General features: G+C 53.8%; 15 protein-coding genes. 5 read left to right on the top strand and 10 right to left on the bottom strand.

The window, feature by feature from the left end; all coding sequences use genetic code 11:
- On the top strand, positions 1-485 hold a 485-nt coding region (locus tag FDX01_RS21720), incomplete at its 5' end, for an FHIPEP family type III secretion protein (RefSeq protein WP_170974792.1).
- 37 nt (positions 486-522) lie between these two features.
- On the opposite strand, the gene FDX01_RS21725 is transcribed toward FDX01_RS21720, so the two are convergent.
- Positions 523-1,284 (bottom strand): C40 family peptidase, encoded by a 762-nt coding sequence (locus FDX01_RS21725; RefSeq protein WP_096758196.1) that lies wholly within the window; start codon positions 1,282-1,284, stop codon positions 523-525.
- A gap of 348 nt (positions 1,285-1,632) precedes the next feature.
- Here FDX01_RS21725 and dpaA point away from each other — a divergent pair, with 348 nt between their 5' ends.
- Entirely contained in the window at positions 1,633-2,373 is a 741-nt protein-coding gene (gene dpaA / locus FDX01_RS21730; RefSeq protein WP_117342003.1) for a peptidoglycan meso-diaminopimelic acid protein amidase, read from the top strand.
- Here the strand turns inward: dpaA and FDX01_RS21735 are convergent.
- Both FDX01_RS21735 and lpcA read right to left on the bottom strand, forming a co-directional pair.
- Positions 2,344-3,111 (bottom strand): class II glutamine amidotransferase, encoded by a 768-nt coding sequence (locus FDX01_RS21735; RefSeq protein ID WP_115259356.1) that lies wholly within the window; start codon positions 3,109-3,111, stop codon positions 2,344-2,346. The genes dpaA and FDX01_RS21735 overlap by 30 nt on opposite strands.
- 111 nt (positions 3,112-3,222) lie before the next feature.
- Positions 3,223-3,801, bottom strand: coding sequence for a D-sedoheptulose 7-phosphate isomerase (gene lpcA / locus FDX01_RS21740; RefSeq protein WP_096758199.1), 579 nt, complete (start codon positions 3,799-3,801; stop codon positions 3,223-3,225).
- Between the two features lie 239 nt (positions 3,802-4,040).
- On the opposite strand from lpcA, the gene fadE reads away from it, so the two are divergent.
- The 3 genes from fadE (at position 4,041) to FDX01_RS21755 (ending at position 7,928) form a co-directional block, all read left to right on the top strand.
- Positions 4,041-6,485 carry an acyl-CoA dehydrogenase FadE gene (gene fadE / locus FDX01_RS21745; protein ID WP_117342002.1) on the top strand — a complete coding sequence of 815 codons (2,445 nt, stop codon included), beginning with the start codon at positions 4,041-4,043 and terminating at the stop codon, positions 6,483-6,485.
- 109 nt (positions 6,486-6,594) lie between these two features.
- Complete coding sequence (locus FDX01_RS21750; protein ID WP_115259360.1) at positions 6,595-7,362, top strand: amidohydrolase; 768 nt, start codon at positions 6,595-6,597, stop codon at positions 7,360-7,362.
- Positions 7,363-7,517: 155 nt separating this feature from the next.
- The gene (locus tag FDX01_RS21755) at positions 7,518-7,928 is read left to right on the top strand and encodes a hypothetical protein (protein WP_096758202.1); all 411 of its coding nucleotides are present in this window, start codon (positions 7,518-7,520) and stop codon (positions 7,926-7,928) included.
- 26 nt (positions 7,929-7,954) lie between these two features.
- On the opposite strand, the gene FDX01_RS21760 is transcribed toward FDX01_RS21755, so the two are convergent.
- From FDX01_RS21760 to FDX01_RS21790, 7 genes are read right to left on the bottom strand one after another with little or no spacing between them, the layout of a single operon-like run.
- Positions 7,955-8,668, bottom strand: a complete 714-nt coding sequence (locus tag FDX01_RS21760) for an EAL domain-containing protein (RefSeq protein ID WP_242461226.1) — start codon at positions 8,666-8,668, stop codon at positions 7,955-7,957.
- Between the two features lies 1 nt (position 8,669).
- On the bottom strand, positions 8,670-10,337 hold the full coding sequence (locus FDX01_RS21765) for an O-antigen ligase family protein (protein WP_135912545.1): 1,668 nt from the start codon (positions 10,335-10,337) through the stop codon (positions 8,670-8,672).
- 1 nt (position 10,338) lies between these two features.
- Complete coding sequence (locus FDX01_RS21770) at positions 10,339-10,881, bottom strand: fimbrial protein (RefSeq protein ID WP_137400445.1); 543 nt, start codon at positions 10,879-10,881, stop codon at positions 10,339-10,341.
- A 9-nt stretch (positions 10,882-10,890) separates the two neighbouring features.
- Positions 10,891-11,955, bottom strand: coding sequence for a fimbrial protein (locus tag FDX01_RS21775; protein WP_137400446.1), 1,065 nt, complete (start codon positions 11,953-11,955; stop codon positions 10,891-10,893).
- Positions 11,952-12,557, bottom strand: a complete 606-nt coding sequence (locus tag FDX01_RS21780) for a fimbrial protein (protein WP_137400447.1) — start codon at positions 12,555-12,557, stop codon at positions 11,952-11,954. Before FDX01_RS21780 ends, FDX01_RS21775 begins: the two co-directional genes overlap by 4 nt.
- Positions 12,558-12,570: 13 nt before the next feature.
- Positions 12,571-13,347 (bottom strand): molecular chaperone, encoded by a 777-nt coding sequence (locus FDX01_RS21785; RefSeq protein WP_137400448.1) that lies wholly within the window; start codon positions 13,345-13,347, stop codon positions 12,571-12,573.
- 26 nt (positions 13,348-13,373) lie between these two features.
- Positions 13,374-15,845, bottom strand: coding sequence for a fimbria/pilus outer membrane usher protein (locus tag FDX01_RS21790; RefSeq protein ID WP_137400449.1), 2,472 nt, complete (start codon positions 15,843-15,845; stop codon positions 13,374-13,376).
- Between the last annotated feature and the right edge of the window lie 40 nt (positions 15,846-15,885).

The following is a 15,885-nucleotide window of genomic DNA, read 5'->3' on the forward strand; positions in this document are numbered from 1 at the left end:
ATAAAACACTATCAATAAGTTGGAGTCATTACCCATTACGCGATATCGTTACCATTGCCACCGTGCTGGTTGCCAGCAGCGCGACCACCAAAGATCCCATTCTGCTGACGGCAGATGTCCGTCTTGCGCTGCGTCGCAGTATTACTCACCCGTTTGTACGCAAAGATGAGCTGGCGGTCTACACGCTCAATAGTGAACTGGAGAATTTACTGGCAAACGTGGTCAATCAGGCACAGCAAAGTGGCAAAGTGATGCTCGACAGCGTACCGGTCGATCCGAATATGCTTAATCAGTTCCAGACCAATATGCCGCAGATAAAAGAACAAATGAAAGCCGCGGGGAAAGAACCGATATTGTTGGTCGCTCCACAGTTACGTCCGCTGCTCGCTCGCTATGCTCGTCTGTTCGCGCCGGGGCTACAGGTGCTGTCTTATAATGAAGTGCCGGATGAGCTGGAATTAAAAATTATGGGCGCGTTGAGCTAACGCGTGATGAGGCGGTGCTGAAAGTACCGCCTGACTATTACAGAATTGTATTTTCCGTCAGAATTCGTCGGGCACCGAGATAATGATCCTGCCAGAAAGGTTCGGACAAGGTGCTGACCCGGATCGTTTCGCCGGTACGTGGCGACTCAATAAATTGCCCCTGCCCCAAATAGACCCCCATATGATCGGCAATATCCCGGCTGTGAATATGGAAAAACAATAAATCACCACGACGTAAATCGCGATTAGAGACAATTGTCGCCCGCCGATAGTGATACATTTCATTGGCAGTACGGGGCAGTTTCGCCGCCAGAATTTTATTGTAGGCATAGAAAACGAGCCCGCTGCAGTCAAAGCCTTCATCCGGACGGGTTCCCCCCCACAGATACGGTTTACCTAACTGTTGCTCAAGGCGATGAATCGCCACTTCGGTGATGTTGTGCAGGTGATCACTACTGAGAAAATGAGGATTTTCGGCGAGTTCCTGCCAGCGATGATCGCTGGCTTTAAGCGGACCTGGGAACCACTCCGGGTGCTGTTTAATCTGCACGCGATTCTGCTGGCGCAATGCCTTTTTACTTTCCGCATTACCTTCTACCACGTAGCTGGCCTGCTTTTTTACCTGCACATGATACTGCTTTAGTAACCGGGCACGATTACGCATACGCAACTGCGCCGCATAGTTTAAGGGGGTATTTGATAAGACAGGCTGAACTTTGGCGATACACGGTAATGACAACACGACACACAAAGACAGCAGGCCCGGCAAAAGGCGTCGGGGTGCAGTGGCAAAAGACATGAAAAAAGAATACCTGGTCAAACACGTTCGGCGCAGTGTACTGCTATTGGCGGGATATCTTTTTTAATATTTGATTATTAATAGATTAATTTTTTAAATTCAATAGATTAGAAAGTCAGTATTAATCTTATGCAATGGACGGATAGCAGCGACAAATTACGCCGCTGTCTGACTGCCTTTAAGTCCAATGTTGCGTATAAAGAGAAACTAAAGTGTAAACGCAGCACGAGAGACTTGCGAAAAACTTTCTTGGTGCTAATGTGAGCGCTCCAAATCCAGATTTATCCGATTTGGCGACTCTATTTGCCGTCCTGGCGTGTGTAACCGTTTTATCAAGGAATAAGCAGTATGCGTAAAATCGCATTTTTTCTTGCGATGCTTTTATTACCGTGCGTTTCATTTGCCGGTTTGCTGAGCAGTAGCAGTCCAACTGCACCTGTCAGCAAAGAATATAAGCAGCAATTGATGGGATCTCCTGTCTATATTCAGATCTTTAAAGAAGAACGCACGCTGGATCTGTACGTCAAAATGGGCGAACAGTATCAATTGCTCGACAGCTACAAGATCTGTAACTATTCCGGCGGATTAGGACCCAAGCAACGTCAGGGCGATTTTAAAAGCCCGGAAGGGTTTTACAGCGTACAACGCGGTCAGCTCAAACCGGATAGCCGCTTCTATAAAGCGATTAATATTGGCTTTCCCAACGCCTATGACCGCGCGCACGGGTACGAAGGTAAATACCTGATGATCCACGGCGCCTGCGTTTCTGTCGGCTGCTATGCCATGACCGACAACGGCATTGATGAGATTTTCCAGTTTGTCACTGGGGCGTTAGTATTTGGCCAGTCCAGCGTGCAGGTCAGCATTTACCCGTTCCGCATGACCGATGCCAACATGAAGCGCCACCAGAACTCGTATTACAAAGAGTTCTGGTCACAGCTAAAACCGGGATACGACTATTTTGAACAGACGCGTAAGCCACCGACTGTTTCCGTGGTCGATGGTCGTTACGTCGTTAGCAAACCGTTGAGCCATGAAGTGATTCAGCCACAGCTGGCGTCAAACTACACGCTCCCCGAGACAAAATAGCGCCCATTCACCTGGCATAATCTTTTGCCAGGTTTCATTGCCCGTCAGCGGCTGCGTAGCGATCACGGTGACCACATCATTGGGTGTGGTCTCGGAGCTAAAGTCGATTTCTACATCCTGATCCAATAACGTCGCCACGCCGAAAGGTGCGCGGCGGGTGATCCAGAACAGATTGGTCGAACAGAACGCCATCACATAGCGCCCGTCGGACAACAACATGTTGAAAACGCCCTTCTCACGCAGTTCCCCGGCCAGGACGGCAATATATTTAAACACCGCAGTCATGTTGCCCGGCGTACGCGGATAACGTTCAACCAGCTTATGTAGCAGCCAGCAGAACGCTTTTTCGCTGTCGGTTTCTCCGACCGGACGAAAATTACCGGTTTCCAGCGATTTATAACCGCTTAGCTGTCCGTTATGGGCATAGGTCCAGTTGCGCCCCCACAGTTCACGCGTGAACGGATGGGTATTTTCCAGCGCCACTTCTCCCCGATTCGCCTGACGAATATGAGCAATCACGGAACAGGATTTGATGGGATAGTCTTGTACCAGTTTGGCGATAGGCGAATTAAAGCTGGGTTGCGGATCTTTAAATGTACGGCAACCCTTACCTTCATAAAACGTAATCCCCCAGCCGTCTTTGTGCGGCCCGGTACCTCCCCCGCGCTGAACCAGCCCGGTGAAGCTAAAGCAAATATCGGTTGGCACATTGGCGCTCATCCCGAGCAGTTCGCACATATATCACCTACCTTAAAACGCTGAACTGCCTGATGGCGTTACACTTATCAGGCCTACGCAAAACGCAAGTAGGCCGGATAAGGCTTCAGCCGCCATCCGGCAATAGCCTTCTTACTTAACCATCTCTTTTTCGATCAGCTGAATCAGAATATGAATCACTTTAATGTGAATTTCCTGAATACGGTCAGCATAGCCAAAGTGCGGGACGCGAATTTCAATGTCGGCGCTGCCGGCCATTTTGCCGCCATCTTTCCCGGTCAGGGTGATGACTTTCATTCCTTTCTCACGCGCAGCGGCAATGGCTTTAATCACGTTTGCCGAGTTACCGGAGGTCGAAATGCCTAACAGGACATCCCCTTCACGCCCTACCGCTTCAACATAGCGAGAGAAAATATAATCGTAACCGAAATCATTGCTGACGCAGGAGATATGGCTGACATCAGAGATAGCGATCGCCGGATAGCCCGGACGGTTTTCACGGTAGCGCCCGGTCAGCTCTTCAGCAAAGTGCATTGCGTCGCAATGGGAGCCGCCGTTACCGCAGGAAAGTACCTTGCCACCCGCTTTAAAACTGTCTGCCAGCAGGACCGCCGCGCGCTGAATAGCGTGAATATTGGCGTCATCTTTTAAAAAATTAGCCAGCGTTTCCGCCGCTTCGCTCAGTTCGTTACGAATAAGATCCTGGTACATGAGGATATCCTTCAGCATGAATGTAAATGACAAGATGCAGTGTACCGGATAGCACTACAGGCGAGAAGCATAAGCCACAGGAATGGCTGTGGCTTTTGATTTTTTGTGCCGGTGAAAACAACAACAATGTGAGCTTTGTTGTAATTATTTTGTAAACACATTGCTAAAAGAATTTACATCCACTACAACCATATCATCACAAGTGGTCAGACCTCCTACAAGCAAGGGAGCTTTTCGATATGATGATTTTGAGTATTCTCGCAACGATTGTTCTGCTCGGCGTATTGTTTTATCACCGCGTGAGCTTGTTTCTCAGCAGCGTAATTTTGCTCGCATGGACGGCTGCGCTCGGCGTAGCTGGCCTGTGGTCGGTCTGGCTGCTGGTTCCTCTGGCCATTATTCTGGTGCCGTTTAACTTTACGCCGATGCGTAAATCCATGATCTCTGCGCCAGTGTTCCGCGGCTTCCGTAAGGTTATGCCGCCGATGTCGCGCACCGAGAAAGAAGCAATTGATGCCGGTACCACCTGGTGGGAAGGCGATCTGTTCCAGGGCAAACCGGACTGGAAGAAATTGCACAGCTATCCGCAGCCACGCCTGACGGCAGAAGAGCAGGCCTTTATTGACGGTCCGGTCGAAGAAGCGTGCCGCATGGCAAACGACTTCCAGATCACCCATGAATTAGCGGATCTGCCGCCAGAACTGTGGGCGTATCTGAAAGAGCACCGCTTTTTCGCGATGATCATCAAGAAAGAGTATGGCGGTCTGGAATTCTCTGCTTATGCACAGGCTCGCGTACTGCAAAAACTCTCCGGCGTCTCCGGGATCCTGGCGATCACCGTTGGCGTACCTAACTCATTAGGCCCGGGTGAACTGCTGCAACATTACGGCACCGAAGAACAGAAAAACCATTATTTGCCGCGTCTGGCGCGTGGTCAGGAAATCCCTTGCTTTGCGCTGACCAGCCCGGAAGCGGGCTCCGATGCAGGGGCGATTCCGGATACCGGCGTAGTTTGCATGGGTGAATGGCAGGGTCAGCAGGTGCTGGGTATGCGCCTGACCTGGAATAAACGCTATATCACGCTGGCCCCTATCGCCACCGTGCTGGGCCTGGCGTTTAAACTCTCCGACCCGGAAAAACTGTTGGGCGGCGAAGAAGATCTGGGCATTACCTGCGCGCTGATCCCCACCTCAACACCGGGCGTAGAAATTGGTCGTCGCCACTTCCCGCTGAACGTCCCGTTCCAGAACGGTCCGACGCTGGGTAAAGATGTTTTTGTACCGATTGATTACATTATCGGTGGCCCGAAAATGGCCGGTCAGGGCTGGCGTATGCTGGTGGAATGTCTGTCTGTGGGGCGCGGCATTACGCTGCCATCTAACTCGACAGGTGGCGTGAAATCGGTTGCCATGGCAACAGGTGCCTATGCGCATATTCGTCGCCAGTTCAAAATCTCTATCGGCAAGATGGAAGGTATTGAAGAACCGCTGGCGCGTATTGCCGGTAACGCCTACGTGATGGACGCCGCGGCGTCGCTGATTACCTACGGTATTATGCTCGGCGAAAAACCAGCGGTACTTTCCGCCATCGTGAAATATCACTGTACCCACCGCGGGCAGCAGTCAATCATCGATGCGATGGATATCACTGGCGGTAAAGGCATTATGCTGGGCGAAAGCAACTTCCTGGCGCGTGCTTACCAGGGCGCCCCGATCGCCATCACCGTTGAAGGTGCCAATATTCTGACCCGTAGCATGATGATCTTCGGCCAGGGGGCAATTCGTTGCCATCCGTACGTGCTGGAAGAGATGGCGGCGGCGCAGAACAACGATGTGAATGCGTTCGATAAGCTGCTGTTTAAGCACATTGGTCACGTCGGCAGCAATAAGGTACGCAGTTTCTGGCTCGGTCTGACGCGCGGGCTTACCAGCAGCACGCCAACCGGTGATGCCACCAAACGTTACTACCAGCACCTGAACCGTCTGAGTGCCAACCTGGCATTACTCTCAGATGTCTCCATGGCCGTGCTGGGCGGTAGTCTGAAGCGTCGCGAGCGTATCTCCGCGCGTCTGGGCGATGTGTTAAGTCAGCTGTATCTGGCTTCCGCCGTGCTGAAGCGTTATGACGACGAAGGCCGCCATGAAGCCGACCTGCCGCTGGTTCACTGGGGCGTACAGGATGCGTTGTATAAAGCGGAACAGGCGATGGACGATCTGCTGCAAAACTTCCCGAATCGTTTCGTTGCCGGGCTGCTGAATGTGGTTATCTTCCCGACCGGTCGCCACTACCATGCGCCTTCTGACAAACTGGATCATAAAGTTGCGAAGATTTTGCAGGTGCCGAGCGCAACCCGTTCACGCATCGGTCGCGGTCAGTATCTGACGCCAAGCCAATACAATCCGGTCGGCTTGTTGGAAGAAGCGTTGCTGGACGTGATTGCCGCCGACCCTATCCACCAGCGTATCTGCAAAGAGCTGGGTAAAAACCTGCCGTTTACCCGCCTGGATGAACTGGCGCGTAACGCGCTGGCAAAAGGGTTGATTGATAAAGACGAAGCCGCGATTCTGGTGAAAGCGGAAGAGAGCCGTCTGCGCAGCATCAACGTGGATGATTTTGACCCTGAGGAGCTGGCGACCCAGCCGGTAAAGTTGCCAGAGAAAGTGCGTAAAGTCGAAGCGGCATAGCGATCGCACACGACTTCCAGCCCCGCTTAACGCGGGGCTTTTTATTGCCACATTTTCGGTAATGCTCATGCTACAGTGTCAAAATGCTGTTCAACGAGGAGCCTCGATTGTGCCTGGTTTGAAAATTACCCTACTGCAACAACCACTGATCTGGATGGATGGCCCGGCTAACCTGCGCCATTTCGACCGACAGCTTGAAACCATCACCGGACGAGACGTCATTGTATTGCCCGAGATGTTTACCAGCGGCTTTGCGATGGAAGCGGCCAGCACGTCGCTTACGCAGGAAGAGGTTGTTCGCTGGATGCACGCCAAAGCGCAGCAGACAAATGCGCTAATCGCCGGCAGCGCCGCGTTACAGTCAGAACGTGGCCCGGTAAATCGTTTTTTACTGGTAGAACCCGAAGGATGCGTTCATTTTTATGATAAACGCCACCTGTTCCGCATGGCGAACGAGCACCAGTATTATCAGGCTGGAGAAGAACGCGTCATTGTTCAATGGCGCGGCTGGCGTATTTTACCGCTGGTCTGTTATGACCTGCGGTTTCCGGTATGGTCACGCAATCGCGAGGATTATGACCTGGCATTATATGTCGCAAACTGGCCTGCACCGCGCTCACTGCACTGGCAGGCACTGCTGGTCGCCCGGGCAATTGAGAACCAGGCTTATGTAGCAGGATGTAACCGGGTTGGTAGCGATGGCAATGGCCATCATTATCGCGGGGACAGCCGGGTAATTAACCCGCAAGGGGAAATTATTGCCACCGCCGAGGCGCACCAGGCCACGCGGATTGATGCTGAGCTGTCGCTTACAGCATTGCGGGAGTATCGCGAGAAGTTCCCAGCCTGGCAGGATGCCGACCCGTTTACGCTATAGAGATATCTCTTATCGCCCGTTACGGAACGGTTTCCCCGTGGCGGGATTGTTTCACTCCGTAACTAACCGCAAAACAAATTCGCGTGGCGACATGCCTCAGGCAACGTATTCTGAAAATGATAATCACACGTAAATTCCCTTATCAGGATATCAAAATGAAGAAATTTGTACGCATGACTTTGCTGGCTGCTACCCTGGCGGGTGCCTCCTTTAGCACACTTGCAGCAAACGTATCCAACGTTCCGGCTCCGGCCCAGGATCCAGTGGTACAGCACCTGAAACTGAGCAATGACCAGGTGGCGCAGATTAAAAAGCTGCACCAACAGCTGGAAACCAATGTCAGCCAGATTTCGGTGAACGACGTTAAAGACGGCGTGCTGATTGACGTGATCAAGTCCGGAAAATGGGATGATGCCGCTGTTAAGAAACAGCTTGCCGCGTTCAGCAACATCGAACAGCAGGCACGTTACTACCGCGTGAAATACTACTTTGACCTGAGCAAAGTCCTCACACCAGAGCAGCGTAAGTTGGTGCAAAAAGATATCGCACAGACGCTGGGCGAGTAATGGCATAAGCCTGAACCAGCAATGGTTCAGGCTGTCAGCTCAGGCATTATTTCTTGCGCAAACAGAAATCCCTGCACAGCATCGGCACCGCTTACGCGACAGATGGCATAATCCTCCTGCGTTTCCACCCCCTCGATCACCACCCGCTCGCCCAGCCCGCGAAACTGGTTGATGAGAACTCTCAGCTGCCACTCCGATTCTCTGAACTGATGAAACATTCCGCTTTCAATTTTGATGGCATCGAACCGAATCCCAGACAGTCGCCAGACAAAAAATAGCTCGGGCGATACATCATCCAGCCAGACGCGGAACCCGTGGCGCACCAGGGCTCTTATCGCAATACACACCGCCTGCTGTTCTGACTTTTCCAGACGCATCATGGTGCCTGGGTCCTGAATTTCGATCACAATACGCCCTTGATGCGCCCGTTTAATCAATCGTGTCACCCACGACATGCAGGTCAGCATCCGGACAGACACATTCAGGGAGTAGCTTCCCGGCAGCGCCAGTACCCGCTGCATTTGCCAAAGAAAGAGTTGCTGCTTCGCGGTTGTGGAAAGGTGCTTGAAAAAGAGATCCAGCGGTAACGACGTCCGAACCTGACTCAACACCTCACGGACATCCAGCGAGGCGTCATCAAAAAAATGAATGCGCTGTAAACGGATCCCGGTTATCCGCAGCAGCTCGGCATTGCGGGGACGTGCGGGTAGATATTGAGCCTGTTCGTTTGGTCTGTTCATGTCATTCCATTTTTTGATTAAAAGGGCGTCGGGCATCCTGCAGCCAGGGGATACGGCGATCGTTCGGGTATTCACGATAAAAGCGTGCCGCCAGACGACGTGCTGCGGGCATGTCGCGCTGCTTGAGCGCCAGCAAGATTTGGATGTAGGAGACGTTCGGGTCCGGATGAACACGTACATAGTCAGGCGCCCAGCGTTGAACGTGCGCCAGCCAGCGGGTATCCCGGGTTCGCTGATAACGTTGCACATCGCCCATTGCAACATCAAACCGGTAGCGACTGACCAGCAACCAGCCCCCTACCGGGATCGATTTGGCCAGTCGCCACTGCTCTGCCCGCCGCTCCACCATCGTCAACTGCTGCTGCGTTTGTAGCGTGAGGAGCAATACCGGTGTTAAAAGCAAAAATGTAATAAACGCGGTCACGCACATCCCTTTCGTCACCGACAGCGCCAGCCGATACGCGTTTTCCGTGCGATCCGCACAACGTAGCAGCAGGATCAGCAGCAGCCAGTGAGGCGTCGACTGCCTGACGGGATATTCAGTCAGCATATGAATCGCCACCGGCAGCGCCGCCACCATGCAGGCGCGGTGCCAGCGATCGCCACGCCGCCAGAGCCAGAACCCTCCGGCAATAAAACAGAGCGTGCCCGCCAGTCCGACCATGCCGCCTTCGACCATCCATAGCACCAGCTCGTTGTGCGGGTGCGACATGCTGCTCAGTCCCAGATGGCCCGCGCGGTCAAGAAACAGAGCGGGAAAGCTGCCGATGCCCCAGCCCGTCCACGGTCGCGCCATAAACAGGGCCAGCGACGTTTTCAATACCGTCCAGCGCACCTGCGATGACGTCAGGTGCTCGACCGTCGCAACGGACATAACATGGCGCGCGGCCGCTCCTGCTAGCATTCCGACCACCAGCGGCAGCACAAGAAGCAGTAACGTCCGCCGCCGGGCGGGGAAAATCACCAGCAGCAGCGCTTCACCGACGAACAGTGACAAATACCCGGTTTGCGACTGTGATTCATGCAGCACAAACCCCATCACACCAAGGGCAAACACCATGGCGATTCTCTTTCTGCCGCGTAGTCGCAGGGCCAACACTACCGACAGCAGGGTGCCGCAGGCGGTGAAGCTGGCCATCAGGTTAACCTGCTGAAAAATGCCGTAGGGCCGCGTACTGCGCCACCAGGCAAACTCCCAGTAGCCCACGCCCGGTAGATGCCAATACTGATAGACGAAGACGAGGCACTCGATAAGGCTGGCTCCCCATAACAGCGCCAGTAATGTCGTCAGGGTGTTCGCCGCCAGCGGAATTTGCAGCACCACCAGATAAACCAGCACACCGCCCAACAGCGCCCCAGCCACCAGCAGTGACTCAGGTTGCCAGACAGCGGGCGTCATCAGACAGAGCAACGTCAGAATAAGTGAGCCTGCGATAAACCCGACGGCAGGCAAGGTGACGCGCCAGACCTGGCGAGGGGGTCGTACGGATACGCAGCCGGCTAATACAACCGCGTAGATCCATGCCAAAATATTGAGCGGTAACGACAGGCTGCTGCCGCCATTATTCGGCCAGTAAAGGTGCATTGCCCCGCACCAGTAAAACAGGCTGAGCCCGAGAAATACTCTCTGCGCAGGCAGCGGGGCAAGGCGATTCAGTGTGTTTTTCATACTATTGATAGTTCAGCGTCCAGGTCCCACTGGCGCTAAAAGGACCGTACTCAAGGGACTGATTTTTCAACGCTGTCGGCTGGGCCTCGACCCACGCCAGAAAATTCAGCGTCATCGATCCTTTGGTAATGTCTGTCACTGACGTACTCTCATCAAGCCGGATTGCCGCGCCGTCTTCTTCGCTCATCCCTATGCCGATCCCTGATGCGCCCCCCTGCTCGTGACTATCCAGTGCCAGATGATCGGGCAGTTCCGCATCTTCAGTGCCGCCGAAGGTCACGGAGATCCCACGAAAGACATCAGGATCGCAATCACGGAGCTGAATACTGAATTTTTCCGGCTTACCGCGCCCGGCAAGATAAAGCTCCTGGGTCGCGATTTGCCCGAAATCGACCTCGATTTTGTCGCCACCCGGCGCAATACTACAGGCCAGCGCCCTGATGGTGCCGTGGAAGTGCATATCGCCGCCGACCAGTTTGGTGTCGGCCTGCGCCGTACCGCAGATCAGTAGCGCGCTGAGTGTGATTAACGTCCTGAATATCATGGCATTACCTTACTGAAACTGCGCAACAACGGTGGCCGAAGCTTCAAACTCCCCCACCTTAACGCTACCCACGCCTGGCTTCGCTACCGGCGCGGCGGTGAGGTTCCAGTCGCCCTGATTCTGGTAAAAGCCCTTGACGTTATAGAACTGATTCGGCACCACAATGCTTCCACTCTCATCCTTCAGGACAATACCGAGGTCGTCGCGTTTTTCTCCGCTGCTGAGGGTGCCGAGGAAATGATCGTTAAACCCCGCCGTGCCTGAAGCCGTGGTGGTTTGTACGCCCAAATTGATGTTCAGCGCCCCTTGATCAAAACTGCCGCCTTCGCAGGACACATGAATCGGGATCGACTTGCTGAAATTGGAACCATTGAGCCGGGCGGCAGAACCGGGCAAATCGCCAAATTCGATACTGATTTTATCGCCCCGGTTAAAGGTGCATTTATCCGGCACGGTAATCAGCCCGGATTTAATCACCACGCGGGAAATCGCCGTTGTGGGTGTGGGTCCACCGCTTCCCATGCGCCCGGCGACCTCCAGCAACGACTGAGAAGTGATACTGATACCGTTAATAATGGGTTTGGTGACAATAAACGTCACTTTCCCTTTCGAACCACTTTCAACATTACTGGCGCGCACGTAGCCCTTTCGCTTTTTGCAGGTGTTGCTGTTGTTGCGGTTTGAAACATTGGTAAAGGGAGCCTGGACATATTTCTTATAGCCCACGGCGACCCATACCTGAACATCGACATCCAGATACTCATTGAGTCGGAAACGGTTCGCCCCCTGACTTGAAGGTGGCATCGTGGTGGTGGTGGTGTAGTAAATAGGTTCTCGTGAGATATCGGCCTGCTGGCAATAAAAATTCACTACATACCAGCTCCCCAGATTCCATGGAAACGGCTCCGTTCGACCACCAACGTGGTTTTTGCTGACATCCAGCGAACTCAGTTCAATATCGTACTGATGCGGTGCCCCGCCCTCTGGTTCACCCTCTCCCTGGCTAAATGCGTGCGCCGCCAGCGGACAGCAAGCCAGCGCTGTCCAGAACAACGTTTTATGCCAAACGCTCATAGATACTCCAGCTTAAGTCTCACCAGACCGCGAAATTCACCAGCGCTGACCTCGCGCCCGATAGACTCCAGCGCGGCAAGAAAGTGAATAGCGTTATCTCCAGGTTTGAGGATCCACATGCGCTGCGGTTGGCTTAGATGGATCGGTTGCTGACGTTCGGTCATCAGCCGAATGCCTGCTCCTCGCACATTGCCATGGATCCGGGCCAGATCGCTGTTTCCCGGAGAACTGTCGGCCATCAGCGTCAGCGAGACGCCACGCTCCACCGTGCTGTGCGCCAGCCCAGGCATTTCGCTGGCCTGCCCGGGAAAATCCTGCAGGGCATGACCTGAGCCCTTTAAGCAGTCGTTCAGATACAGCGTGACCAACACCGAATCGCTACGATCGCCTCCCTGGTGAAACCGGCGGGCAGAAATATCGCCAAGGTTGATGGTTTGATCGCGCGATGCCATATCCAGCACGCACGGTGAGACATAAACACGACCGTGAAAGCGAACGTTGCCATACTCGCCGGACACATGGCTCATATCCTGACGGCCGCTTTTGGCCTGAACCATCCCGGCCACTCCCAGCATCAGCAGGGCGCAAAGCATTTTTTTCATTTACCGAGTCCTGTTACCGGGGCTGTTGCTCCATCGGCAATGCCTGACACACATTGTCTGTACAGCGGTATTTCAGTTCGGGATGGCCGCCAAAATCGTTCACGTACATCATGCTGAACTGGCTGACATCGCCCTCTTTCACGCTGAAATCAAGAGACGACTTAGGCGAGATCATTATTCCGGGGAAGTCAGTCAGCCTGCCGCCGCCCTGCGCTTCCGGCTTGCGGCTCAAGCCAATTAAGGTCACGAAGTAAGGCGTCGGGTTATTCACGGTCCAGCGGGCGCCCTGCTTGTGGAACACCAGCTGGTTTTGCCATACCGCTCCGGGTGTTTCAGGCACAATTGTCGACGGACGGTAAAACAGTTTGATGCGTGACTGCATCGCCAGTTGCAGCACATTTGGCTTATCTGGCTTAGGTGGAATCTCACGAACATTCAGATAGAACAGGCTTTCGCGATCCTGCGGCAATGCGTTAATGCCGCCGGTTTTTGTTATCCGGGCAATGCCCTTTTGCCCGCCATTAATGCGCTGCAACGGCGGCAAAACCATCAGCGGCGAGGTGATTTTTGTCCCGCTGGCGTCCTCCACCCATGACTGCGCGAGGAATGGAATGCTCGGGCTCGTATTGCTTAAGTTCGCACTAACAGAGCGCGCATCGCCGGTGATGATCAGCCGGGTACGGTCAAGCGCAATGCCCGCCCACGCGGAATGGATGTCCGCGGCAAACAGCAAACCGCAGGCGACCGGCTTCAGCCAGCGCTGCACGGAGTAAATAGCTTGGTTATTCATGGTTCACTTCATTCAGGTAGTTAATATTATTCACAAGGCAACAGGACGTTACCTTCCGGGTTAGGTTGCAAAGGCACCGCCAGATGGCACTGCGCGCGCCCTCCCCAGGCAACGGAAAGGCGTTCGGCAGGTTTCACACCAGCAATCCAGGCCTCACCGTTTTCCATCACCATGGCGACACTCACGCCGTTGGCGTTAAACACCTCGGCGCCAAACGGTGGTACCGAGCCATCTTTCATACGCAGTTGGGCCATCATTTTTAGCCCCTGTGCGACGGCAAAGCGCTGATAGCCAATCGCTCCTTCAGTCAGGGTGTTGGTGACGATGGCTTTGGCTGCGGAAATATCCTCATCCATTGTGTCCACGTCGATACGGGTATCAAAGCTGTGGTAACTCACGACATCCGGTACCACGGCAATGCCAAAGCGGTTCGAGTGTGCCTGTTCGCCGTTCAGCGGCACGTTAGCGACGCCGTCGGTGTCAACCATTACGCGGGCGGTATTCATCGATGCCTGGCTATTGTGGAGCGCCGCTCCGTGACGGGTTGCAGTAAAACCACCACGCAAGGTGCCGCCCACGGAGAAGTAGCGTGACTGCTGCCAGCTGACATTAGATTCCAGCTCGGCCATCATGCTCCGGTGCTGGTAGTAGCCGTCAAAGGCGGTATGGCCTTCGCCGGAGAGTCCGGCGCGCAGGCGCCACGGATTATTTCGGTCACGGTTATCGGAATACGAAACCATCTGGCTGGTTTGGTTGCCGTTGTTCTGCAGCTCATAGTCCATTGAGCGGCCATCGCTCCACGGAATAGACAGCGAGAGCGAGAGACTGTCATCCCGTTTTCCCTGGTACTCGGAGCGATATGCGGCAAGGTTGGTGCTGATCCCCTGAATGCCTGCAAATGAAAAACTATGACCCACCGACAGCCCATAGCGATCCTGCGAACGGCGATCCCAGTAGTTCTGGTGGGTATAGGTCAGATACAGCGTCGTGGAGAGGCGCGGATCGTCTGCAAAGAAGGTCTTATTACCGGTGATGGTGTACATCTCTTTCTCGTTCCCGGCGCTGTTATTATTTTTATATTGCTCATCGAGAAACTGCGAGAAAGAACGGAAGCTACGCTGTGAAAAACGATAACCGGCAAAAGTGATGGCGCTGTTGTATTCATCGAAGGTTTTGGCATAGCTCAGCTTAAAGGACATGCCTTTTTGTTCGTCCTGATGCTTCACCCGGCTGACGGATTGCGTCGCATCAGCCGACAACGCACCCAGCCAGCTCAAATCCCGCCCGATGCCCATCGACCAAGCGTTGTAGCGTTCACCTGTTAGCAGTGCCCCGCCGTACAGGGACCAGGCATTACTCACTCCCCATGAAAAATCACCGCTGTAAAATGCCGGCCCCTGGACATCATGGTTATAGAGTGAAGGCTTACCGACGGCGGTGTTGTAGCGAACATAGCCCGGACGTGTCAGGTAAGGAATATCAGCGGTATTGACCTGAAAAGTTTGCACGCTGCCATCTTGCTCTTCTACCCGCACATCCAGCGTGCCGCGTACCGAAGCATGCAGATCCTGAATATTAAACGGCCCCGCAGGAACGGTCGTTTGGTAGATCACGCGCTTCTGCTGGCTGACGGTCACTTTGGCGTTACTGCGGGCAATGCCGTGAACTTCAGGCGCGTAGCCTTGCAAATTTGGCGGTAGCATACGCTCGTCGCTGGCGAGGTTAACCCCGGTAAAGCGAACAGAATCAAAGACCTGAGAATTCAGATAGATTTCACCCACCGTCAGCTTCGCAGCCTGCATGGGCAATGGACGATAGGCGTAGATCTGATCCCAGTTAATCTGCCCGTGCTGATTATCAGAAGAGTAATCGGCCTGATACTGCCCGCGAAAACGCCAGCCACCAAGGTTGAACCCCGTTTGCCCATAGCCCGACAGCGAGCGGTAATGACCTCCGCCTTGTTCGTAGTGGGTGGCCTGACCCGACACGCTGTAATCAAAAATCAGCCCCGCGACGCCATTATCCCAACGTTCCGGCGGCGTCCAGTCAGGATCGGTATATTTCATCCATGCCTGCGGCACGGTAATGTCCAGAAGTCCGGCACTGTTATTCAACACCACGCCCGGCAGGCGGGATATGTCATGACAGGTCGCGGTAATCGGATGAATATGCGCCAATGCGTCTTCTTTGAGCGCAAGTAATTCGAGCTGTAGTGGTGACAGGCACGCCAGAGATTTATGTTTATTGTCAGGATCGGTGATATAGCGAATCGACTGCTGTGGGATCTCCTGCCCGTTAATACGAACATCCAGCAAATATTCCCCGGGGGTGACAAAGTTGCCTTCAGAAAAGCGCTGCAAATCTACGTTTTGCCTGTCGCTGGCATCCAGGACGTCGGTATTAAATTCAATAGCCTCATCAGCCTCAGCCCATGAAGCGCTGCAGACCAGAGCAATAATAAGCGCCAGACGTTTTTTATCTGTTTTCAGCGTAATCATTTTCGTTCGCAAACCTTCAGATACCCAAATTGCCGGAGCA

It is taken from the genome of Citrobacter sp. wls613, assembly GCF_005281195.1.
Lineage (GTDB): Bacteria > Pseudomonadota > Gammaproteobacteria > Enterobacterales > Enterobacteriaceae > Citrobacter > Citrobacter gillenii.

What these genes read in the sequence shown, in the direction of transcription:
- FDX01_RS21760 (WP_242461226.1), bottom strand. Translation starts at nt 8,668, where the DNA reads ATGAACAGACCAAACGAACAGGCTCAATATCTACCCGCACGTCCCCGC.
- FDX01_RS21755 (WP_096758202.1), top strand. Translation starts at nt 7,518, where the DNA reads ATGAAGAAATTTGTACGCATGACTTTGCTGGCTGCTACCCTGGCGGGT.
- FDX01_RS21775 (WP_137400446.1), bottom strand. Translation starts at nt 11,955, where the DNA reads ATGAGCGTTTGGCATAAAACGTTGTTCTGGACAGCGCTGGCTTGCTGT.
- FDX01_RS21765 (WP_135912545.1), bottom strand. Translation starts at nt 10,337, where the DNA reads ATGAAAAACACACTGAATCGCCTTGCCCCGCTGCCTGCGCAGAGAGTA.
- FDX01_RS21790 (WP_137400449.1), bottom strand. Translation starts at nt 15,845, where the DNA reads ATGATTACGCTGAAAACAGATAAAAAACGTCTGGCGCTTATTATTGCT.
- fadE (WP_117342002.1), top strand. Translation starts at nt 4,041, where the DNA reads ATGATGATTTTGAGTATTCTCGCAACGATTGTTCTGCTCGGCGTATTG.
- lpcA (WP_096758199.1), bottom strand. Translation starts at nt 3,801, where the DNA reads ATGTACCAGGATCTTATTCGTAACGAACTGAGCGAAGCGGCGGAAACG.
- FDX01_RS21785 (WP_137400448.1), bottom strand. Translation starts at nt 13,347, where the DNA reads ATGAATAACCAAGCTATTTACTCCGTGCAGCGCTGGCTGAAGCCGGTC.
- FDX01_RS21725 (WP_096758196.1), bottom strand. Translation starts at nt 1,284, where the DNA reads ATGTCTTTTGCCACTGCACCCCGACGCCTTTTGCCGGGCCTGCTGTCT.
- FDX01_RS21770 (WP_137400445.1), bottom strand. Translation starts at nt 10,881, where the DNA reads ATGATATTCAGGACGTTAATCACACTCAGCGCGCTACTGATCTGCGGT.
- FDX01_RS21735 (WP_115259356.1), bottom strand. Translation starts at nt 3,111, where the DNA reads ATGTGCGAACTGCTCGGGATGAGCGCCAATGTGCCAACCGATATTTGC.
- dpaA (WP_117342003.1), top strand. Translation starts at nt 1,633, where the DNA reads ATGCGTAAAATCGCATTTTTTCTTGCGATGCTTTTATTACCGTGCGTT.
- FDX01_RS21780 (WP_137400447.1), bottom strand. Translation starts at nt 12,557, where the DNA reads ATGAAAAAAATGCTTTGCGCCCTGCTGATGCTGGGAGTGGCCGGGATG.